The following is a 21,776-nucleotide window of genomic DNA, read 5'->3' on the forward strand; positions in this document are numbered from 1 at the left end:
AGACTATCAGCCGGTAACTTGAGTTTGCGAAACAAAAAGTTACTCCATGTATGAATTACATGAAAATCTGACTGATAGTCAATGGCAAGTTATTAAAAACATAGTAGATGATGGACGAAAGAGAAAAGTTTGTTTAAAGCGTGTAGTGGATGCCTGCCTGTGGCTGACCAGAACCGGAAGTCAGTGGCGGAATTTGTCTCAGACCCATTATCCTGTATGGCAAACGGTAGCTTATTATTTTTATAAGTGGCAACACAACGGAGTCTGGCAACAAGTGCGGGCGATGTTAGTGAAAAAGGAACGAGAAAGACAGGGACGACAAGCAGAGCCTTCCAGAGTGACTATTGATAGCCAAAGTGTTAAACAGTGTGGTTGCTTTTCTGAGCAGGTAGGTGTAGATGGTAATAAGAAAATAGATGGTAGGAAACGGCATTTGGCGGTTGATAACTTAGGACTTCCCTGGGCTGTTTATGTAGGAGCTGCTAATGAGTCTGATGCCGTAGCAGGCTTTGAATTATTACCACAACTCAAAAGCTGTAGACGGCTAAGTTTGATCTGTGCCGATGCAGCTTATAAAGGTGAGTTTGTCTCTTATGCTTATTATTATGGGTGGAAAGTAGACATCTCACAAAAGCCTCCTTCCAAGCAAGGATTTGTTCCTCAAAAGGGAAGGTGGCAAGTGGAAAGATCTGGACCTGCTACGAGTGTGCATCGGCTCCATGCCTGGCTGAATCATTATCGAAGATTAGCTAAAGATTATGAAAGAACTCCTGCTTCTGCTGTCTGTTTTATAGAATTAGCTTTTATCAATATCATTTTATCAAAAATACCTTAACTTATTTCCAAACACCTTCTAAAACAGATTCGTTTTTTGAGGAAATAATAAGGTACTCCATACGATAATTTTTCCCGGAGCATAGGCGCTGTTTCCAGAATAATATTTCTGAGCCGGTTTACTATTTTCTTCTCACGATCTGGCAGATTGACAATAAAATCTTCTATCATAGCAAAAGTCGATAGTTAATATTTACTCAGTTGTTAAGTAAAAACGAGCAGTGGCTTTTTCATCCCCATTCAGCATAATCGAAATCTGGTGTTCGCCTGCATATAATTGCCTGGTAGTATAATGCTGAAGTTTGAATTTCTTGTGGATGGTATATGGTTGTTCGGTTTCCAGTGTGGCTTCATCCAGATAAAATACTTTACGGCTACTCTTTCCGGATTTCCTGGCAAAATCAATGATATATTGTAACCGGGCATGGAGCGTAGCAGCAGCCTGGCAGGAAAAGGTAAATTCCACTGTTTCTCCCAGCCTATATTCAGACTTATCAAGTTGCAACCGGGAATCTGAAACAGAATTTCTGGTACCAAAACCAAATAATTTCAGCACCTCCGGATTTCCCTGTTTGAGTAAAGTGCGGCAGGCATGTTTCAATAATGCATCCGTTTGTGGATACTGACCTATCCATCTGGCAGCAGTTTGTATCACCAGTTGAGGATGATCTTTGGAAATGTCATTTAGGTTATTGGCTACACTTCTGCGTACATATTCTGATGGATCGGATTTCAAATTTTCAAGGATCGGTAAGATACATTCCGGCTCTTTTTTCAAATAAGCTACAGCCATCGCCCAAGGCAAACGAGAGCGGCCACCTTCGGAAGAAAGCCTACGAACATGCTCATTGGGATGCTTCGACCAGGAAAGCAGTTGTGCCAGCATTTCTTCCTTATATCTCACAAGAAACGGACGAACGGCAAATTCTGCACTGATAAAAGAAGTGATTTCTTCCAGCGCTTTCATGGAAAGCTCCAGGTGGTGTTGTCCTTTGATCTCAATCAGATCGGGCAGGAATATATAGGGAAATGCATTCACTGAAGGTTGCTGCCTGGCTTTCCGGCTGACAGACAAAATAACAGGTTGCGCTTGCGTAAAATCAGGTGGAAGCAGTTCCAGAATTGCCAGACTTATATGCCGCATCCGCTGCTTCAGTTCTAACTGATGCCAGTTTGAAGTATAAATCCGATCCAGAAAAGTTTGTTTATCAAAATCTGGTATACATTCAGCGAGTATACTGGTGAGTTGTTCAAAAAAATGAGTATTGTAAATATTCTTGAGTAATTCTGGCATAGATCAGAGTGTGCAGCTCTTTGGATAGAGTTTCAATTGTGTCAAAGATGCATCAAATAAACCTATTGCCGCTGACAACCTTATGTCAGTACAGAAGAATATTTCTTATTAATTTTTTCGATAAGTTTATCCTGTAGGTCCAGCATCGTTTCCGGCGATATAATTCGGGCAGAATCACAGTAGAACAGCAGCCATTTACAAAACTGTTCCGGGTGAGTTACCAGGAAAGAAACCAGCAGGGTATCGTCTTTTTCAATAGCCTGAATATAGCCATTCAGATATTTCATGCCCGAAATACAGCTAAAATCTGCTTCTGACATGGCTACTTCTACTAGGGTACGCGGATAATCTTCCATGTGCTTATTAAGGTAATCTGGCAAAGAAAACCCGGCAGGCGGTGTAAATGACTGTTCACTTTCTTTCATACTTACTACCCGGTCCAGGCGGAAATTACGGATGGCTTTACGTAACGTGCAATACGCAAGCAGATACCAGCATTCAAACTGATAATATATGCCCAGCGGACCTACCAAACGCTCAGAATAGGCTTGGTTTAAAGATTTATAACCAAGCTTCAGATAACGGGAATGGACGATCGCTTTTTCAGTCGTGATTAAGAAATGGTTGGGGTGCTCGTTTGATTTAATGGGATCGATGGTTTTTATACGGTCTTCCAGCACACTGATTTTTTCTCTGGCAGTGGATGGCAGAACAGATTTTACTTTTTCTAGGGCACTGTTAAATTCTTTCTGCAAAGAGGCTTCCTGGCTGCTTCCCAGCATTTTACCTACACTAATCATGGCCAGGGCTTCCTCTTCGGTAAACATGACTGGTGGCAAGAAATAGCCTTCTGTAATAAAATAGCCTTTGCTGGGTTCAAAACCGATGGGTACACCAGATTCATCCAGTGCCCGTAAATCCCGGTAAACCGTACGTACACTCATGCCATACCGTTCAGCAATCGCATTAGCCGATGTATATCTCCGGCCTTGAATATAGGTTATGATCGAGGTTAGCCTGTCGATGCGGTTCATAGTCTGGTTTATGATTTATTGTCTGGACCCTGGATGTTGAGAAAAAAAAATGATGAACAAGATTATATCTGGAGCATGTATTTTTCAGGATTTCGGGATAAATCGGATTATAAAAAATCCTACTAATCCTCAAATCCGATAAATCCTGGTTCCAGACAAACCATTACACTTCCATTTTCATTTCCTGCTTTAAGGCAAACGTACGGTTTAGCTTTTTAACCAGGGCTCTTGACTCTGCAAAATTCAGGGTTTGTTGTCCATCGGAAGCAGCTTCTTCAGGCTTTTCGTGGGCTTCATAAATAATACCATCAGCGCCAGCCATTACGGCCGCAAGTGCCATCGGTTCAATATATGCCCGAAGACCAATGCCATGCGAAGGATCAACAATAACTGGTAGGTGGGTTTTTTCTTTCAGTAATGGAACGGCATTCAAGTCGAGTGTATTCCGGCTGGCTGTTTCATAGGTACGAATCCCCCTTTCGCAAAGCAGTATCTTTTCATTTCCTCCCGAAAACACATATTCTGCCGATTGCAGCAGTTCATCAATAGTACCAGAAATTCCCCGTTTGATCATCACCGGCTTGTCAATTTTACCCAGTTCGTCGAGCAGATTGAAATTTTGTGTATTACGGGCACCTACCTGAAATACATCTACATAAGGATACATCGGCTCTATCTGCGATACCTGCATTACTTCTGTGATAATCTTAATTCCATTTTCCTGGCATATCTTGTAAAACATTTCAAGTCCTTCAATGCCCATTCCCCGGAATGTATAAGGTGAACTCCTGGGTTTAAATACGCCGCCCCGCATAATACGAACACCATTCTCTTTCAGGTGAGTTACAATGCTGTTCACCTGGGCTTCGCTTTCAATAGAACAGGGACCCGCCATAATAGCCAGCTGTCCTTCGCCAATGGTTATGCCATCTCCCAGGTCGATGGTAGTAGGTTTTACTTTCCATTTGCGGGAAACCAGCTTAAAAGTATCAGATACAATATGTATGTCTTTGATGCCCGGCAGATTGCCAAACCTGCGGATGTCGAAGTCATTTTTACCGATAGCAATCAGATAGTCTGCATATTGGGTGTGTACTTCGGTAATTTTATATTGAATATCTTTAATCTGCTGAATAATGCTCTTTTTCTGTTCAGATGGAATGTCTTTTTCTAACTGGATAATCATAAAGTAAAGGGAGAGTTCGCTTGTAATGAAGATTAAAGATAGAAAATTAATTCAAAAAAAGCTACGCTCAGTCTTTAGTCTCTTGTCTTTGATTTAAAGTTTTGTTTGCTCAAACAGCCTATTTAGTGAAAAATTAAGACTGCCAGCTATATTCCTTTTAAAACAAGTTTAAAGTTTGCTTCTTATTAAACTGTACATCTTTAGCTATTTACCTATCTAAGCTATATTGAGATAGTGGCCGGATAAGTAATATCTTTTAGAGAATAAATCTTTTGCTTCATGTAACCATCTATATAACAAATGGTTAATATACTGTTATCACATAAAACAAGCACCAGATATAAGCCAACTTTATAGCTGTTTTCTAAAGGATTACTACCAGATTTGTATCTTTAGCGAATAAAATTTTTCTAATTTACATCCTTATTTAACAAGCTACTCCTAAATTTTCCCTGATATATAAAATACCAACCTGAATCAGTGTATTAGCTTGAGTAGTGTCAGGCGCTTTTGTATACTTTTTATTTTTTGCTGATTAGGTTATATAATATGATAATTATACGCTCATGCTGTTATTTAATAATTTGTCAGAAGTAAGAAAACTTCTTTTCCTTTCAAAATTACTGACCTTATTTGCTTGTATAATCGGAATTGCAGGAGTAGTGGGATGGGTATTTAGTTTTCCATTTTTTACAGCCATTGACTCTTCTTTTGCTCCAATCAAATTCAGTACATCGGTAGCATTGGTGCTTGTTTCCCTTTCGGTTATAGCCCTTCATTTAAAAACTTCATTAGCCAACGCCCTTACAAAAGCTGCTTCCATTTTTACTGCCCTTACAGGTACACTGGCCTTACTGGAAGCCGACTTATATACGCTTCCTCTCAACTGGTCTCTGAGTCAGATGCCTGTGGTACCTGCCCTGGTTTTTATTATTACCGGTACGATCCTCACCTTATTTAGCTTTGGCCTGATCTCCCATAAATATCTTCAGTTAACGGCCGTCATTATCTTTTTTATCCTTTTTAAAGATCTACTGGTTTATCTGTTCAGCTGGGATATTTTTCTGGGTGCTGGCGCCTATCCCAGCGCTTCCCTACATTCAGTGATTGCTATTACTGCCCTATCGGTGAGTTTACTTCTGGTACATCCGGATAAAGGATATATGGCTGTTTTATTTTCACAAAGCCTGACAGGAACACTTGCCCGCCGGTTATTCATCTTTACCTTATTTCTGCCTTTTTTACTCTTACTCTTTATTTTATTTCTTCACCGCCAAAGTATGATTAGCCCTGCAGAAGGTCTGTTATGGTTTGCACTATTATATACACTAACCGGGGCAATTATTCTTTGGTACAACCTGAGTAAAATTCATTCGCTGGAAAAGATAAATGAAGAAAGCCATCTGGCGCTTAACCTGTTAAATAAACAACTTTCGGCTACTAACCAAGAGTTATTTATGGCCAATGAAGAACTGACATCTAATAATGAAGAACTGATATCTCTGAATGAGAAGTTAGCTGAAGCCGGCAAAACTATTGAAAGACTTTCGGCAGAGGCCATACAAGCCAGTGAAAATAAATATAAACAGCTCACCGACAGCATCAGTGATATATTCTTTGCTTTTGATCAGGAAATGAGATTCACCTACTGGAACAAAGCCAGTGAAAAGTTTAGTGGATTACGGTCCGAACAGGCCATAGGAAAATCGTTATACCAGCTTTACCCTACAATGAGAAATACAACTGCTGAAAAATGTTATCTGGAAGCCCTGCGGACCGGACAATATCAAAGCTGTGTATATGAATCGAAGTTTATTGGAAAAATATTTGAAGTAAATGTGTATCCTTCCCAAACTGGCATTTCTGTATTTACTAAAGATATTACTCAGGCTAAGCGTATAGAGAAGGAATTAAAAGAAAAAGAGGAGAGGTTTGAGCTGGCTTTATGGGCAGCTAATATGGGAGCCTGGGACTGGGATATTCCATCAGGAAGAATAATTTTTGATGAACAGTGTGCTGAATCCTGGGGCTATAGGCTACAAGACTTAGAACCACATGTAGATTTCTGGATTCGTATGGTGCACCAGGAAGATTTACCTTATGTAAATGCCGTAGTATATGAACACCTGGAAGGAAGTACCCCTTTTTACCGTACAGAACACAGGATTAAGTCTCAGACAGGCCAGTGGAAATGGATAATGAACAGCGGAAAAGCAATAGAGTGGGATGAAAACAGAAAACCCCTCCGGGTAGTAGGTACAATCCTAGACATTACGGAAAGAAAAAAGGCAGAACAGGCAATACTGGAAAGTAAAAAAAAATACAAAGGCTTGTTTGAATCGATGAGTGAGGCCGTTTTTATGATTGAACAGGCCAACTACAAGCTGGTTGATGTGAATCCCGGGGCATGTGCAATGTACCAGTACAGCCGGGAAGAAATGTTTCAGCTTACCCCTAAAGACTTAACAGCCGAGCCGGATGAAGCCCCTTCTATTATAAAAAACCTGGTGGAGAATGTGCCTTTGCGGTACCACAAACGCAAAAATGGGGAGATCTTTCCTGTTGAAATCAGTTTGAGTTATTTTCAGTTACAGGAAACCAACTATGTTTTTGTAATCATGCGGGATATAACCAAACGTATCCTGGCCGAGGAAGAACTCCGCATGCAAAAAGAGATTCTGCAATCCATCTTCGACCACCTGCCAATTATGATTGCTTTGTTCAATAAACAAGGTGAATTTGAACTGGTAAACAAAGAATGGGAAACCAAGCTGGGCTGGCCACTGGAAGATATGCAGGGAAAGGATATGATGGCCGAATTTTATCCGGAACTACAACTACGGCAGGAAGTATTGGAGTATATGTTATCTGCTATGCCGGGATGGAAATATTTTAAGATAAGAATACGTTCCGGTGCCTGGCTGGATACTTCCTGGGCCAACGTAAAACTCTCCGACGGAAGAAGTATTGGTATTGGCCAGGATGTAAGCCAGCGCAAACAAGCAGAGTCCAAATTGCTGGAGTTACAAAACCGGATTGAAGGAATTATTAATTCGGCCATGGATGCTATTATTACTACAGACGATAATCAGAGAGTTGTATTATTTAATAAGGCGGCTGAACGGATGTTTGACATCAAAGAAGAAGAAATGCTGGGCAAAGACATACATTCCCTCATTCCGGGACGTTTCCGGGCGCAATACACGCAACACATCAGAGAATTTGAATTCTCGGGTAAAAAAAACAGGGATATTGGACTGAATCTGACCATATTCGGACTGCATTCCAGTGGAAAGGAATTTCCTTTAGAGGCGTCCATTTCCCAGATGCTGGTGGAAGAGAAGAAGTATTATACCGTGATACTTCGTGATATTACCCTGAGAAAAAAAGCGGAACATCAGGAAAAACAGCTCAACCGTGAACTCATTCTGCAAAACCAGCAACTACAGCAGTTTGGCTATATCACTTCGCATAATTTGCGGGCACCTATTGCCAATATCCTGGGCTTAACTCAAATTTTCAATATGGAAGATCTTAACGACCCGATTAATAAAGTAGCCATTGAAAATATCCGGAAAGCAACATTAAAGCTTGATGACATCATTAAAGATCTGAATGAAATACTCGCCTACCAGAAATCTATTGATACCTCCAAAGAACTCATTCACTTTGAACATGTGCTGAATGATGTGTCTGAAGCTATTATTACGCATATTAATCATTCCAAAGCAACTATTATTGCTGACTTTTCAGCCATTTCAAAAGTGTTTTCCATTAAAAGCTACATCAATAGTGTGTTTCAGAACATGCTTACCAATGCGATCAAATACAGGCATCCCGAACGTGTACCTATTATAAAAATTACTTCTGCCCTCACACAGGAGCATATCCAGATATCTTTCGAGGACAATGGCATGGGCATTGACCTGGAAAAGAATAAAGACAAAATTTTTGGTATGTATAAGCGCTTTCACTACCATGTAGAAGGCAAAGGCCTTGGATTACACCTGGTAAAAACGCAGGTAGAAGCCCTGCATGGTAAAATTGACGTAAATAGCACCTTAGGGGAAGGAACTATCTTTCATATATTCCTGCCTAAATAAGTAATTAAACACAATTAAGTATAATATTTTCATCTACTTCAAGTTTTTTAAAATCAAGTTTAAAGTAAGTACCCAATCCTGAAAAGATGGTATAAAGTGCCTCCTTAAGCGCTTCTACAGACAGATAGTCTTCGGCTTTGAGCCAATGATATTTCACCTGCTTCCAAAATCGTTCGATCCTGTTAAGATGAGGACTATACTTAGGCAGCAAAAAGATGTATAATCCTTTCTGTTCCCATTCTTCTTTTTTGACTTCCCATAGGCCACATGTATGCCAGGAGGCGTTGTCTAAGACTATGACAGTAAACTTGGAAATAGATGTTGAGAAGGCCTCTACACATTCAATGATAAAGTCAGCGTTTAGACTCCCACTTTTCTGATAAGTAAGCAACTCATTATTTGTACTTAACAAGCCAAATACATTTATCCTTGTACTTCTTTGGGATAAAATAGGGGCGTGTTCGCCTTTTTTGATCCATCCATAAGGTACACAAGGGGTAAGGCAAAACCCTGATTCGTCTCCAAAATATAAATCTATACTGCCTGTCTGTGCCAAATAAAGCAAAGCATGTAATCGCTTGACTTTCTGCTCATATGCTTCTTTGTTTTGCAATGGCTTTATCCATTTACGGAAACGTTTCCATCGGTAGTCAATTTTTTTAAAAACCGCTTCAAGGTCATCTCACTCATAGCCGTGCCTAATTTAGCTTCTATCTCTCGCTTAGCTAATTTAAGTTGTTGTTTTTCTTTCTCTATGCTATTTTCCACTACTTCAACATGGGTAGCATTACTGGTAGTAAGGATGGGTTTTCTGCCTTTCCCTTTTTGGTTCTTTAACCCTACCACACCTGTTTTCTCAAAGCGATCAAACCACTTATAAATACTTAACTGACTTACTTGAAAAATGCTTGCTAACTTCTGTACTTGATAGCCTTGATTGGATAACAGTATACATTGGCAACGGTTACGTTCCTGATAACTTTTACTATCTTTATGAATCTTCTCTAAGTCTTGTTTTTGCTTGTCTGTAATCTTCTTGATATAACGCATAAGCAAAGATACAATTTGCCAAAATCTTATACTTAATTGTGTACTCTTACTTAGCATACAATAAAGTTATATAAGCTGTCTCTAATATAACCCAACTGCTGACCAGCAACCTAGGAAACGAAAATATTTGTCTGATATTCGTAATTCTCATCCAGGCTACGTATCTTTAACTACTGGTAGCCGCAAATGAATAGTATTGAATGTTCATTCCATAAACGGTTCTTTATGTATGGAATTAGTTACCCATATTGAGCAAAATAAATGTATTATCCTGCTGCATGGAGATCTGGATGCAAGTTCATCTATCCTGGTAGATAAAGCTTTGCAAGCTGCCCTGGATAAAAACATGAAGCACATTCTGGTAGATTTTGCGATGCTCAACTATATTTCTGCGGCCGGTATAGGTGTGTTCATCACACATTTACACAATTTGCAGCGAACCGAAATCACGCTCGTGTTATATAACATGCAACTCAAAATCAGAGATATTTTTAATGTAACCGGCATGAATGAATTTATCACCATTGTTGATACCCAAGAAGAAGCCTGTCAGCTTTGCGAACAAAAAACCTGTAATTGATCCCTATTTCAAACAGAATATTTTTTCCTCATTTTATATTTCTTTTTTACTACCTATAGGAACAAAAAAAGATATTATAATGTAATCCTATACACAGCATATTTTTTACTCTTTCCCTCTGCAACTGTCCCGCCTTTTTAAACTGCTGTTTATTTTTTGATTTTTGAAAAAGAATATTTATTATTTTGCATAGATGCCTGTATAGGCGTGCGTATAGCTTAATTGAATTATGGCTAAAGAAAAGATTTCTAACAATATAAATATCCGGAATAAAAGAGCATCCTTCGAATATCAGTTTCTGGATACATACACAGCCGGTATTATGCTTACCGGTACTGAAATAAAGTCGGTAAGGCAGGGAAAGGTAAACCTACAGGATGGTTATTGTATCTTTTTGGAAGAACAGTTATTTGTAAAGCAAATGCACATTTCTACCTACAGCGAAGGTACCCATTATAACCATGACCCGCTGCGTGACAGAAAACTGCTTTTACAAAAAAGGGAACTTACCAAGCTGAATAGCCGCTTGCAGGACCAGGGTTTAACTATTGTGCCGGTCAGGTTGTTTATCAACGAAAGAGGGTTTGCCAAACTGGAAATTGCGCTCGCTAAGGGAAAGAAACTGTACGACAAACGGGAGGATATTAAATCGAAAGATGTGAAACGGGAACTGGAAAGAGAACGCTATTAAAAACCTGTTAAAACTTTAATTTGTTTCTTGTATCTGCCAGACATAAAGCAACGAATAGTATATGGAATTTTCAGATTATATATTATAAAGCTAAATACATCTATTAGTAAAACAGATATACCTACTATCAAAAACCATATTAAATATCAACGCCAGAACTTTGGGAAGATTCTGGAATAATACAATACTTATGAATAGCTATGGCTAAGAAAGTGCTTATTTTAAATCAGGACTATAGCCCGCTCACTATCTGCAGCGTGCAAAAAGCCTTTATTTTGGTATACCTCAGCAAGGCAGAAATGGTAGCCGACGCCAAAGATTATTTGTTGCGTTCTGTTACCAGTACCTATCCCATGCCTTCTATTATCCGTTTATTCAAGTATGTACACCTGCCGTATAAAGGCGTAATGCTGAGCCGGCAAAATATTTTCAAACGGGATAGTGGCCGTTGCCAGTATTGCTCTACCACAGAAGACCTAACGTTAGACCATGTTCTCCCTAAATCACGTGGAGGAAAATCTACCTGGGATAATCTGGTGACTGCCTGTAAAAGATGCAATTCCAAGAAAGGCGATTATACGCCCCAGGAAGCCAGTATGCCTTTGGCTCAATCTCCTTACAAACCTTCGTTTATTGTGTTTCTGCGAGATTTTTCAGGTCATATTGAAGAGGACTGGAAACCCTATCTGGCCAAAAAAGTTAAAATGTATTAGCCGTGAACTATAATAAAGAATAAAAAGACTGCTCATTGCTAAGCAAGCAATTACCTGAAAAAATATGGTTTGCGGTTTCCTACTTATCACATCTTTTATTATCTTTGCCGTCCCCTTAACGAAAAGGGATATACTATTTATATTCATCTAAATTTCAGCGTAATAGCTCTAGCGCTGATGTATCAAGAGCTACACAAATACTATTATGAGTAACACTCAACAAGATTTTGACTGGGATAAAGTAAATGCCAAAGGTTTCGGTAGCGGTTATTCTAAGGCCGAAAAAGCTGAAATGGAAAAAATGTATGACAATACATTGACAGAAATCACTGAGAAAGAAGTAGTTTCTGGTACAGTGGTAGGCATTACTGAAAGAGATGTAATTCTGAATATTGGTTTCAAATCCGATGGACTGGTACCTTTATCAGAATTCAGAGACGTGCCAAACCTGAAAGTAGGTGACCAGATCCAGGTATTTATCGAAAACCAGGAAGATGCCGGCGGACAACTAATCCTTTCCAGAAAGAAAGCTAAAATACTTACAGCTTGGGAAAATATACAGAGAGGATTGGATGAGGATCTGGTGATTGAAGGCATGGTGAAACGCAGAACCAAAGGCGGCCTGATCGTAGATATTTTTGGCGTGGAAGCATTCTTGCCAGGATCGCAGATAGATGTGAAGCCTATCCGAGATTTTGATGTGTTTGTAGGCAAGAAAATGGAAGTGAAAGTAGTCAAGATCAATTATACCAATGATAACGTTGTTGTTTCTCACAAAGTACTGATCGAAAAAGACCTTGAGCAGCAGAAAGCAGAAATTCTCAACAATCTGGAAAAAGGCCAGGTACTTGAAGGTGTGATCAAGAATATGACCAACTTTGGGGTATTTATTGACCTGGGTGGGGTAGATGGCTTGCTGCACATTACAGATATTTCATGGGGTAGAATTAACCATCCGGAAGAAGTACTGAAGCTGGATCAGAAAGTGAACGTGGTTGTACTTGATTTCGACGATGACAAGAAACGTATCTCTCTGGGCATGAAGCAACTTACGCCTCATCCATGGGATTCTCTTTCTCAGGATATCCAGATTGGCTCTAAAGTAAAAGGAAAGATTGTGAATGTAGCTGATTATGGCGCATTCCTCGAAATTCTGCCAGGAGTAGAAGGTTTGATTCACGTATCAGAAATGTCATGGTCACAGCACCTGAGAAATCCACAGGACTTCCTCAAAGTAGGTGATGAGATAGAAGCTGTAGTTCTCACCCTTGACCGGGAAGAGAGAAAAATGTCACTGGGTATCAAGCAACTCACAGAAGATCCATGGACAAAACAAGATGTACTCACCAAATACGCGATTGGAACCAAGCATAGAGGTATTGTCAGAAATCTGACTAACTTCGGCCTGTTCCTTGAACTAGAAGAAGGCATAGATGGCTTAGTCCACGTATCTGATCTTTCCTGGACTAAGAAAATCAAACATCCTTCTGAGTTCATTAAAGTAAGCGAAGAACTGGATGTAGTCGTACTGGAACTGGATGTTGAAAACAGAAGGTTAGCTTTAGGACACAAGCAATTGGAAGAAAATCCATGGGATACTTTCGAAACTATCTTCACTCCTGGTTCAGTACACCGGGCAACTATTCTGAGCAAAAATGACAAAGGCGCGGTACTAGAATTACCTTATGGAATCGAAGGTTTTGCTGCATTAAAAAATCTGGCTAAAGAAGATGGAACAGTAGCTGAAGTAGGAGAAGCACTTGATTTTAAAGTACTTGAGTTCTCTAAAGATGAAAAACGTATTGTACTTTCCCATACGAAAGTATATGCAGAACCTGAAGAGAAAAAGGCACCAGCTAAAAATGCAACTGCTCCCAAACCTGCTGAGAAAGCGCAAAAGGAGCCTGAGCGTGCTACTTTAGGAGATTTAGCTGCACTTTCTGCGTTGAAAGAACAAATGGACGAAAATCGTAAGTCGAAGAAATAATACTCTTTTCATTCGTAAAAACCACTCTAGGCTCTCCTTGAGTGGTTTTTATTTTGAAGCATATACTGATCTGCGATAGATTTAAAATTTATCGCTTTGTTTTGAAAGGAAAACTATTATCTTTAATATTGCAGTCAATTTTAATGGTCCTGTGGCCGAGTGGCTAGGCAGAGCTCTGCAAAAGCTCGTACAGCGGTTCGAATCCGCTCGGGACCTCAAGTATTTTTATAATCCCCTGTAAATTAATAACTTACGGGAGATTTTTCTTTTAGGTCAGGCTATAGGACAAGTCAATAACTTTTCTTGTTTACTAGGTTGTGTTGACAATCATTAAAGGGTTAGCATCACAGCGCAAGCCAGTTGCCAAAAGGCAATAAAATTTCGAGCTGTTTTCTCATAGCGGGTAGCCAACCTGCGATAATGTTTCAACCGATTGAAGAAACGCTCTACTTTGTTTCTGTCGGCATACAAATTCTCATCATAGGCCCGTTGCTTGAGCCGGTTAGCCTTGGGTGGAATCACTGCCTGAGCCCCTGTCTGCTCAATGAAGGCAATCAATACATCACTGTCATAGGCTTTGTCGGCTACTACAGCCCCTGTTTGCTCATTTTCAATTAAGTCCACGGCCATCTGCAGATCATGTACTTGTCCGGCTGAGAGCATCACCCGTCTAGGATTGCCCAAGGCATCTACCGTTACGTGAACTTTACTGCTATACCCTCCCCGGCTACGGCCTAAAGCTTCATCTGATTGCCTGTTCTTTTTTTTGGCCTGCCGCATGTTGGTGAGCCCGTATAATGGTGCTATCAAGTAGTATCCAATCTAAGTCAGGCTCTTGTAGGCTTCAAACACTTGTTGCCAGACCCCTTTTTTGCTCCATCGATTGAAGCGTTGAAAAACTGAGTTCCTAATCGCTGACGTGCAGCTTTGCTGCCGGCACGATTACCATATCGTTCCGGCAAGTCTCGCCAAGGAGCACCGCTACGGGCTATCCACAGCACAGCCTGCACAAATTGGCGGTTGTCTTCTCCACTTCGTCCTGGGTCTGTTGCTTTGCCGAGTAGCAATGGAACTATCTTTAGCCATTGAGCTTCTCGCAACTCATATCTTCGCATCGTTTTTATAGCTAAGTTCTTAACTTCTTAGCTATATGTCAACACGACCTAGTTAGAGAAACTATCTCAAGAATATTCCAAAGGGGCCATTAAAAATTATAGTGGACTTGCTACCTTAGACTGTAGGGAAAGGGATAGACAGATTTAATAATGCATTAAATCTGACACTATAAAAAGACAAGTATTCGATCAAGCATTTAAACAAATGGCCGTGGAGTGGTCTAATGCTGAGGGCTGAGTAAAAATAGCTGCAGCAGAATTAGGGATAAATCCGGGTAGACTCACTAAGTGGAGACAAACTTTGCAGGACGATAAGGCAGTTCACAGCGGGAAACCAGGTCTTACAGCAGAACAACTAGAAATTAGATGCTTACAAAAAGAGTTAAAGGAGGCGCAGTTAGCACACGATATCTGGAGTCGATGCCCACATCGTCTGCTGGCCAAAAAAAGGAGGTCAGCATCGGCTCCAAGGGCGAGGGGAAATCTTCAGGTTTATAAAGGAGTTTAAAGAAGGAATTCAACTACGTTGGCTTGCTTCGGCTCCCGCCTTGCAAGTGTTGAAAAGATGTGTAAGGTGATGAAAGTAAGTGTAAGCAGATATTATTATTGCCTAAAAAATCCTATTAGCTCCAGAGCAATTGAAGAACAAGAATGGTTGGTAAATATCCATAAAGTATAAGATAATAGTAAAAAGCGTGGATTCCAATCAGGGCTTGGTCTGAGATCCATGGAAGCCCAAAGATCACGTCCATGAGTGGCTAGGTGGATCTAGAGGCAGGCTCTGTCGCAGATCCATGAAAAAAGCAAACATCAAAAGTATTATCCGCAAAAATACCGGATACAAACTACTGACTCAAACCATGATTATAACATTTTGGAAAATCATCTGAACAAAGATTTTTCTGCACAGGCAATTGGTCAGAAATGGGTGTCTGATGCGAAACTGCCACAAAGCCTGCATTTGGGTCCACTTATATTAAAACTCAGGAAGGAGGGCTCTACCTAACTGCTATACTGGACCTGGCCGACCGAAAGGGAGTAGACTGGGCCGATCTCAAATCAGATTTGATCTCAACTCCAAGTGAAACCATGAAAACTACGGATACTACGATAGTTGTACGGAAAATAGCAATTAAAAACAGACCTGTTAGTAAAAATTTACTATTCCATTCCGATAGGGGGTACAAGCAAACCTGACGATGGATCGACATGGGGTTTGCATGCATGTATAGATTTCAGAAAGCAGTTGAATGATTTATCTGTTTTGCAAAGCATGAGCCCAAAAGGGAATGGAGCTGAAATAAGATTTCATCTTAGGTCCGTTGGAACAACGCAGTAGCTGAAAGTTTGTTCAAAACGTTGAAAACAGCGTTAGTCTACCATATGGATCATGCTACAAAGCAACAGGCCCGACTGACTATTTTTGAATACATTGATGGGTAGTATAATGATAAAAGAAGACATTCTGCATTGGGTAACAGAAGTCCCCAACAATTTCAGTTTTATTTAGAAGAGAAAAGAATGGCTGCCTGAAAAAATCCTCTAGTAAACTGTTGCAATTCCACTGCGGCTAGTCTTCTACTTTTTCCTATGCTCTTGGCTACCTTATTCACTGGCCAGGCAAAACGGGCATATTCTCTGTATTTTGTGAGGATATAATAAGCCAATTCCCCTGCTTCTTTTCCACCACCCAGGTAAAAATACCTTCACGTAGTTCTCCATATTTCCGATGCCGTACCCTATCACCGGTTGTCTCCCACAGCACCCGGGCAATGGCTAAGTCTGGTCGAATAAACTTAATATGTGTTTCTTTGTTTGTCCACACACTTTCAGTAAAAATGTTTTTAAGCATCCAGGCATGTGCCTCTAGAAACTCTTTTCGACCTTTCAGCCAGCCTTTAGGGCCTATAACAGTGACGAAATCTACTTCCTCAGCAAGCAACGAGGATAAGGCAGCTGCATCGCGGTTATTCCAGGCAGCTTGCCACCCGCTAGCCAGCGCTTCAATGGCTTTAGTATCTGAGGCGTTTGCCTGGGTTTGCGCCCTTACTGACACAATAGTTAATACAAGGATAATTAAAAGAATAAATGGTGTTCTCATGGTTTGGCCATAGTTTGATAACATGGAAGAATAAGAAAAAGAAGAGTGTTCAACTGAGAGTATCAATTTTGAACTTTTACAAACTTACTTACAGGGTAAATATACCGTGAGCACATTCGTTGAAAAAATGGGTAATTTCAGATGTTTGCAACAGCTGTTATGCTATTTGGCACAAAAATGCTAGTGAACCAAACTTATTGGGTGATCTAGTATAGGCAATAGGGTAGTGCACCTGCGCAAACCGGTTACGCAATACATCTAAGTAGCTCAGGAAAATACAGGCTATAGTTGCTGACCGGCAGTTATTTTTTGGCGGAGATACTCTGAAGGCGACTGGCCATAAATTTCACGGAAGCATTTGGCAAAATAATTTGAACTGCTGAAGCCTACCCGGGTAGCTACCTCTCCTACACTGCCAAATCCATGATCGAATAAATAGGCAGCTCTTTTTATCCGGATACTCCGGATACATTCATTGGCGGCTTGACCGGTAAGTGCCATGAGCTTGCGGTGAAGATTTGACCGACTCATACCTACTTCCCGGCTCAGCATTTCTACATCAAATGCTGCATTACTCATCTGGGTTTCTATCACAGACATTATCTTCTGCAGAAAAAGTGTATCAGTGGAAGTGACGGCTATTTCGGCTGGCTCCAGGCGTACCTGCTGTTTAAATAATTCGCGTAATTTTTTGCGCCCCTCGATTAAGTTTTTTACCCGCAGGTGCAACTCTTCTACTACAAAAGGTTTAGTCAGATAATCATCTGCTCCAGTTTCTAGGCCCTTTCGTTTGCTATCTATATCCGCTTTTGCTGTGAGCAGAATAATGGGAATGTGGCTGGTCCGTACATCTGCCTTAAGCGTGGCACACAAGGAAATACCATCCATACTGGGCATCATCAGGTCTAAAATTACTAAATCAGGCACTTCTTCTATGGCCTGCTGGTATCCTTGCTGCCCATTGTCGGCTTCTATCACAGTATATGCATCTGACAAACTTTCTTTCAAAAACTGCCTTAAGTCGACGTTGTCTTCTACTACCAATACACGTACGGACAGGACACTATTCTCCCTATGTTGGGTCGTGTTTTCATGATTTATGTCAAATACTAGGGGGACATGTGTAACGGAATGGTCATTCTGGGTTACCTGCAGAGCAGGCTTATGTTCAGCCGGTGCAGGCAGTACCACCAGCGGCAACATTACCCAGAAGATGGTTCCTTTTCCTTCTGTGCTTTCTACCTCAATAGATCCTTGCTGCAGTTCTAGCAGTTCTTTTGTTAAGGCTAACCCAATGCCGGTACCTTCATAAGATCTGGTAGTTGAGGTATCTGCCTGGTAAAACCTGTCGAATATGTGAGGCAAATTGCTGGCAGCAATGCCAATGCCGGTGTCTTCTATGGTTATCTGTAAGACAGAAGCGTGGACAGAAGAGTTTTCCAGCGAGGATCTGAAAATGACACTTCCTCCGGAAGGAGTGAATTTAAATGCATTGGCCAGTAGATTGCTAATAACTTTCTCCAATTTATCTCCATCGGCTTCTACCCACGTTTCCTGTAGAGGCAGGTGATAGCGGAAGGTAATCTCTTTACTCTCAGCAAGGGAAACAAAGGAACCGGCAAGCTTTGTTAAAAAATCAACTACTTCTATTGGATGCTTGTGTACTTCCATCTTGCCTGCTTCCAGTCTGGAGAGGTCCAGCAGCTGGTTCACTAATTGCAACAGACGGTTTGCATGGCGGTCAATGAATTGAAAACCGGATTGCAGGTCAGCAACAGCAGAGATTTGCTGCATTTGTTCGGCTGTTCCGCGGATAAGAGATAGTGGGGTGCGAAATTCGTGTGAGATATTAGAAAACAGGCGGGATTTCAGGCTATCCATCTCCCGTAGTTTGCTTGCTTCCATCTCTTTAACGCGGAATTGGGCTTTGACTCTTTCCCTCCGGATAATCTGATAACGTGCCAGGAGTAAAAGCGCTAAAATAAAGATTGCATAAGCTATATACGCCCAACTGGTGCGCCACCAGGGAGGAAGTACGACAACGGTAATGGCTTTATCACTCCATATCTGCTGGCTGCTAGCGGCTTTTATCCGGAATGTATAGGTACCGGGGGGCACATTGTAATAATACGCTGCTTTTTCACTTCCTGCTCTGCGCCAGCTAGCCTCATAGCCTTCCAAACGGAACAAATGCCGGTTCTGTAGCGGATTCACATAATGCATGGCTGCAAAATCAAATGAAAAAGAATTTTGATGATAAGGCAGGATTATTTCTTTAGCTACCGAAAGAGACTCACTTATGGGACTATCTGCACCTGGTTTTACAGATACTTCACCTATTTTAAAATCCGTAAGAGCTATTTGAGGCGCTTGCCTGTCACGTGTCAAACTTCCGGGAGAAACTGTGTAATAACCCATATGAGTACCCACCAGTACCTCTCCAGTTGAACCTTTATAGATAGCAGAAACTAGTATATTATCTCCATTTACACCGTATTCTCTGCCATAGACCCGTACTTCAGTCCGGCTTTTATTGATACGGATGATCCCAATAGCTGTACTTAACCAGAGAACATGGTTATTATCTTCTACGATACCTCGCATAGAGGGCATGCTTTTGCCTGTATTTGGATTGATAAACAGGCTAAAATCGCCCAGAGCAGCATCCCAGTAGAAAAGCCCTCCCTGGGTACCTACCCATAGGGTACCCTGGTGATCCAGGCAAATAGTGTAAACATTGGCGTCGGCCAGAAAATGTTCATCTTTTCCAGATCCGGGGTTTAACCGAAAAATTCCATTGGTATAGACGCCTACCCACATATTCCCTGCATTGTCTTCTTGCAAAGCTGTAATTCTGGTAGATTTATTAGGGCCGCCAGTTAAGGTATAATGGCGTACTTTACCTGTGTTCGGATCTAACTGGTCAACCCCTTCAACTAATCCTATCCAAATCCTACCCTTTTTATCCTGGTAAAGTTTATGAATAAGATTGCCTCGTAAACTAGTAGGATCGCTTGCAGAATGAAGCATATGGGTAAAACGTCCTTTTGCCTTATCAAAGCGATTCAGGCCATTTAGGGTTCCCACCCAAAGTACTCCTTGCCTGTCCTTAAGTAAAGAAAGTATAGTATCATTACTCAGGCTGGTTGCATCATTGGCATTATGTACAAAATGTTGCTGGAAACCAGTTTCTGCATCCCGCCGAATAAGGCCCTTAAGAGTGCCCAGCCAATGAATGCCAGCAGTGTCTTGTGCTAGAGCACCTACAGGGTTTCCTATAGGAGAATACGGAATATACTTTTTTAACGGATCTACCCGGTAGAGCTCACCAGGGAATGTGCCGATCCACAAGATACCCTCCTGTGACGAATATGCCCACCAGGGACCACCCTCCTGAAGAGCACCAGAATGTTCTGGTCTGGGATCGTAGCGGGTTACTTTTCCGGTAGTTGGCTCAAAGTGTACAAGTCCGGAACGGTTAGCGCCAATCCAAAGATTTCCTGCTGCATCCTCGTGAATAAAGGTAATACCATCCTTTGTAGAGAGGCCACCAGTAATAGGAGTAATTATCGTTATGGAAGGAAAAGGACGGCTGAGCTTTTCGGGATGAAGCGTATCGGATGAATAATGCTGGAAAGTACCCTTTTCCCTGTCCATAGTGTGCAGGCCATCTTCAAATGTTCCAATCCAGAAATTTCCCCGGCTATCTTCCAGAATAGCCCGTACCTGGTTATGAACAAGCGTATGAGGATCATTAGGGTCATGCAAATAGCGGGTAAATTTTCCGGTTTCATAACTCAACCGGTTGAGTCCTCCTGCTCCAGGTAATGAATTCCAGGGACTGCCAGTGCCTGCCCAGATAGTGCCAGAGTGGTCCTCATATACCACGCGAACATGGTTGTGACTCAAACTGTTACGATCAGTAGAATCATGCTGATAATGTACATACTGACCGGTCTTACGGTCCAAGTGATAGAGGCCATTATGGGTTCCTATCCAAAGCTTTCCCTTCAGGTCTTTGGTAAGTACAGTCACAAAAGAATTGCCTTCCTGAAGAGAATCTTCTCTGGTACCTAAGGGAACATGTGTAAATATCCCAGTCCATGGATTTAGTTTAAAAAGACCTTTAGAGAAGGTTCCTACCCAGATAGAGCCATCCTCATCAGCAAAAATACATTCGCTGCGGCTGTTGCCTGGAAAAGCAGGATTGATATAGCTGGTCCAACGGTAGCCATCAAAGCGGTGTACACCGGAATTGGAGCTAATCCAGATGAACCCCTGCTTATCCTGAGTAATACCGGTGATAGTCCCAAAAGAGGATTCTTCCGGCAAAGGAGAAGACATAAAACTGATAGATTGGGCTTGAGCTAAAACACATGCCGATCTAAGGAGCAGTGTGAGGGCATGCAAAAACAGAAATATAGCACCTATACGTAGCAGCCATTTCATAGGATTAGCCGGATAGAAAGATAAATTAACTAAAAGTCAGCTTTTTTCTATGGTTTATTACAAAATAAATGTTTGATGATTACATTATTTTACCAGTTGAATTTAAGCGCCGTTTGCCAGAGGCTAGGCTGTATAGGTAGCGGTTAAGCCATCCTCGGTTATTACCTGATAAAGAATAGGTTGTGAGAAATCATGGGCTATAAGTCCGCTTTCATGCCGGATGCCATTTACCCAAACGCTTGCTTTAGATGATACACTAAATGTAGCCTTCAAGGCACTCACATTACTGCCGACTGGGAAAGTAGTGGTAATCTGATTGCGTAGCTGTTACATCTGTGGAAAGACTTGCGTTAAGGCTTTTTAAGAAAGAGAAATTAATGAGTTGTTTCTCGCTTGACTTAACTAGCTGTGTATCTTCTTCTGAATTTGAGCAGGCTACAGGCAAGACAAGCAACAATAATAAGATATAAGATTCTCATGGTTTAGAAAACAAAGATGTGTAAATAGTAAGATAAGACAGATAATGGGTGAGGATCTTAAGTTTTTTACAACTTACAAATTATTCTAGTAGGCCAGGAAAGCGATCAAAGAATCATCCACTAGACAAGAAAATAAGACGTAGGCTCTGAAGTTGACAAA

At 41.0% G+C, this 21,776-nt stretch carries 18 protein-coding genes, 1 tRNA gene and 1 pseudogene; 10 read left to right on the forward strand and 10 right to left on the reverse strand.

The features are described from left to right. The first annotated feature begins 46 nt into the window (after positions 1–46). Positions 47–835, forward strand: a complete 789-nt coding sequence (locus tag GXP67_RS09650) for an IS5 family transposase (protein WP_162442953.1) — start codon at positions 47–49, stop codon at positions 833–835. On the opposite strand, the gene GXP67_RS09655 is transcribed toward GXP67_RS09650, so the two are convergent. From GXP67_RS09655 to aroF, 4 genes are all read right to left on the reverse strand, one after another. Continuing rightward, positions 832–1,005 carry a DUF1801 domain-containing protein gene (locus GXP67_RS09655; protein ID WP_162442954.1) on the reverse strand — a complete coding sequence of 58 codons (174 nt, stop codon included), beginning with the start codon at positions 1,003–1,005 and terminating at the stop codon, positions 832–834. The genes GXP67_RS09650 and GXP67_RS09655 overlap by 4 nt on opposite strands. A 22-nt stretch (positions 1,006–1,027) precedes the next feature. Continuing rightward, entirely contained in the window at positions 1,028–2,128 is a 1,101-nt protein-coding gene (locus GXP67_RS09660; protein ID WP_162442955.1) for a DNA alkylation repair protein, read from the reverse strand. Positions 2,129–2,208: 80 nt separating this feature from the next. Further along, positions 2,209–3,162 (reverse strand): helix-turn-helix transcriptional regulator, encoded by a 954-nt coding sequence (locus GXP67_RS09665; RefSeq protein WP_162442956.1) that lies wholly within the window; start codon positions 3,160–3,162, stop codon positions 2,209–2,211. Between the two features lie 163 nt (positions 3,163–3,325). Next, positions 3,326–4,348, reverse strand: coding sequence for a 3-deoxy-7-phosphoheptulonate synthase (aroF, locus tag GXP67_RS09670; RefSeq protein WP_162442957.1), 1,023 nt, complete (start codon positions 4,346–4,348; stop codon positions 3,326–3,328). 566 nt (positions 4,349–4,914) lie between these two features. Between aroF and GXP67_RS09675 the strand changes: the two genes are divergently transcribed. Next, positions 4,915–8,451, forward strand: a complete 3,537-nt coding sequence (locus GXP67_RS09675) for a PAS domain S-box protein (protein WP_162442958.1) — start codon at positions 4,915–4,917, stop codon at positions 8,449–8,451. A gap of 4 nt (positions 8,452–8,455) precedes the next feature. Here the strand turns inward: GXP67_RS09675 and GXP67_RS09680 are convergent, their stop codons facing one another. Continuing rightward, entirely contained in the window at positions 8,456–9,064 is a 609-nt protein-coding gene (locus GXP67_RS09680; RefSeq protein ID WP_232064508.1) for an IS630 family transposase, read from the reverse strand. Between the two features lie 5 nt (positions 9,065–9,069). After that, entirely contained in the window at positions 9,070–9,501 is a 432-nt protein-coding gene (locus GXP67_RS09685; protein ID WP_162441276.1) for a helix-turn-helix domain-containing protein, read from the reverse strand. 229 nt (positions 9,502–9,730) lie between these two features. On the opposite strand from GXP67_RS09685, the gene GXP67_RS09690 reads away from it, so the two are divergent. The 5 genes from GXP67_RS09690 to GXP67_RS09710 all read left to right on the forward strand — a co-directional run bounded on the left by GXP67_RS09690 (position 9,731) and on the right by GXP67_RS09710 (position 13,688). After that, on the forward strand, positions 9,731–10,081 hold the full coding sequence (locus GXP67_RS09690; protein WP_162442959.1) for an STAS domain-containing protein: 351 nt from the start codon (positions 9,731–9,733) through the stop codon (positions 10,079–10,081). Between the two features lie 229 nt (positions 10,082–10,310). Continuing rightward, positions 10,311–10,772, forward strand: coding sequence for an SsrA-binding protein SmpB (smpB, locus tag GXP67_RS09695; RefSeq protein WP_162442960.1), 462 nt, complete (start codon positions 10,311–10,313; stop codon positions 10,770–10,772). Positions 10,773–10,972: 200 nt separating this feature from the next. Continuing rightward, a complete protein-coding gene (locus GXP67_RS09700; RefSeq protein WP_162442961.1) occupies positions 10,973–11,485 on the forward strand; it encodes an HNH endonuclease in 513 nt (170 codons plus the stop codon). Positions 11,486–11,690: 205 nt separating this feature from the next. Then, complete coding sequence (rpsA, locus tag GXP67_RS09705) at positions 11,691–13,472, forward strand: 30S ribosomal protein S1 (protein WP_162442962.1); 1,782 nt, start codon at positions 11,691–11,693, stop codon at positions 13,470–13,472. A gap of 145 nt (positions 13,473–13,617) precedes the next feature. After that, positions 13,618–13,688, forward strand: a tRNA-Cys gene (locus GXP67_RS09710). Positions 13,689–13,802: 114 nt separating this feature from the next. Here GXP67_RS09710 and GXP67_RS09715 read toward each other — a convergent pair. Then, positions 13,803–14,587: pseudogene (locus GXP67_RS09715) on the reverse strand (IS5 family transposase). A 265-nt stretch (positions 14,588–14,852) separates the two neighbouring features. Here GXP67_RS09715 and GXP67_RS38225 point away from each other — a divergent pair. The 3 genes from GXP67_RS38225 (at position 14,853) to GXP67_RS38230 (ending at position 16,030) form a co-directional block, all read left to right on the forward strand. Further along, positions 14,853–15,095: a hypothetical protein gene (locus GXP67_RS38225; RefSeq protein ID WP_394351971.1), complete on the forward strand. Its 243-nt coding sequence runs from the start codon at positions 14,853–14,855 to the stop codon at positions 15,093–15,095. 366 nt (positions 15,096–15,461) lie between these two features. Further along, a complete protein-coding gene (locus GXP67_RS37785) occupies positions 15,462–15,593 on the forward strand; it encodes a hypothetical protein (protein ID WP_262890486.1) in 132 nt (43 codons plus the stop codon). A 377-nt stretch (positions 15,594–15,970) separates the two neighbouring features. Next, positions 15,971–16,030 (forward strand): hypothetical protein, encoded by a 60-nt coding sequence (locus tag GXP67_RS38230; RefSeq protein WP_394351972.1) that lies wholly within the window; start codon positions 15,971–15,973, stop codon positions 16,028–16,030. A gap of 166 nt (positions 16,031–16,196) precedes the next feature. Here GXP67_RS38230 and GXP67_RS09730 read toward each other — a convergent pair whose 3' ends face one another. The 3 genes from GXP67_RS09730 to GXP67_RS09740 form a co-directional block, all read right to left on the reverse strand. Beyond that, positions 16,197–16,688, reverse strand: coding sequence for an SgcJ/EcaC family oxidoreductase (locus GXP67_RS09730; protein ID WP_162442964.1), 492 nt, complete (start codon positions 16,686–16,688; stop codon positions 16,197–16,199). 282 nt (positions 16,689–16,970) lie between these two features. Next, complete coding sequence (locus GXP67_RS09735) at positions 16,971–21,137, reverse strand: two-component regulator propeller domain-containing protein (RefSeq protein WP_162442965.1); 4,167 nt, start codon at positions 21,135–21,137, stop codon at positions 16,971–16,973. A 123-nt stretch (positions 21,138–21,260) separates the two neighbouring features. Beyond that, entirely contained in the window at positions 21,261–21,419 is a 159-nt protein-coding gene (locus GXP67_RS09740; protein ID WP_162442966.1) for an SGBP N-terminal domain-containing protein, read from the reverse strand. Between the last annotated feature and the right edge of the window lie 357 nt (positions 21,420–21,776).

This window comes from Rhodocytophaga rosea (genome assembly GCF_010119975.1).
Lineage (GTDB): Bacteria > Bacteroidota > Bacteroidia > Cytophagales > 172606-1 > Rhodocytophaga > Rhodocytophaga rosea.

What these genes read in the sequence shown, in the direction of transcription:
- GXP67_RS09650 (WP_162442953.1), top strand. Translation starts at nt 47, where the DNA reads ATGTATGAATTACATGAAAATCTGACTGATAGTCAATGGCAAGTTATT.
- GXP67_RS09655 (WP_162442954.1), bottom strand. Translation starts at nt 1,005, where the DNA reads ATGATAGAAGATTTTATTGTCAATCTGCCAGATCGTGAGAAGAAAATA.
- GXP67_RS09660 (WP_162442955.1), bottom strand. Translation starts at nt 2,128, where the DNA reads ATGCCAGAATTACTCAAGAATATTTACAATACTCATTTTTTTGAACAA.
- GXP67_RS09665 (WP_162442956.1), bottom strand. Translation starts at nt 3,162, where the DNA reads ATGAACCGCATCGACAGGCTAACCTCGATCATAACCTATATTCAAGGC.
- aroF (WP_162442957.1), bottom strand. Translation starts at nt 4,348, where the DNA reads ATGATTATCCAGTTAGAAAAAGACATTCCATCTGAACAGAAAAAGAGC.
- GXP67_RS09675 (WP_162442958.1), top strand. Translation starts at nt 4,915, where the DNA reads ATGCTGTTATTTAATAATTTGTCAGAAGTAAGAAAACTTCTTTTCCTT.
- GXP67_RS09685 (WP_162441276.1), bottom strand. Translation starts at nt 9,501, where the DNA reads ATGCGTTATATCAAGAAGATTACAGACAAGCAAAAACAAGACTTAGAG.
- GXP67_RS09690 (WP_162442959.1), top strand. Translation starts at nt 9,731, where the DNA reads ATGGAATTAGTTACCCATATTGAGCAAAATAAATGTATTATCCTGCTG.
- smpB (WP_162442960.1), top strand. Translation starts at nt 10,311, where the DNA reads ATGGCTAAAGAAAAGATTTCTAACAATATAAATATCCGGAATAAAAGA.
- GXP67_RS09700 (WP_162442961.1), top strand. Translation starts at nt 10,973, where the DNA reads ATGGCTAAGAAAGTGCTTATTTTAAATCAGGACTATAGCCCGCTCACT.
- rpsA (WP_162442962.1), top strand. Translation starts at nt 11,691, where the DNA reads ATGAGTAACACTCAACAAGATTTTGACTGGGATAAAGTAAATGCCAAA.
- GXP67_RS09730 (WP_162442964.1), bottom strand. Translation starts at nt 16,688, where the DNA reads ATGAGAACACCATTTATTCTTTTAATTATCCTTGTATTAACTATTGTG.
- GXP67_RS09735 (WP_162442965.1), bottom strand. Translation starts at nt 21,137, where the DNA reads ATGAAATGGCTGCTACGTATAGGTGCTATATTTCTGTTTTTGCATGCC.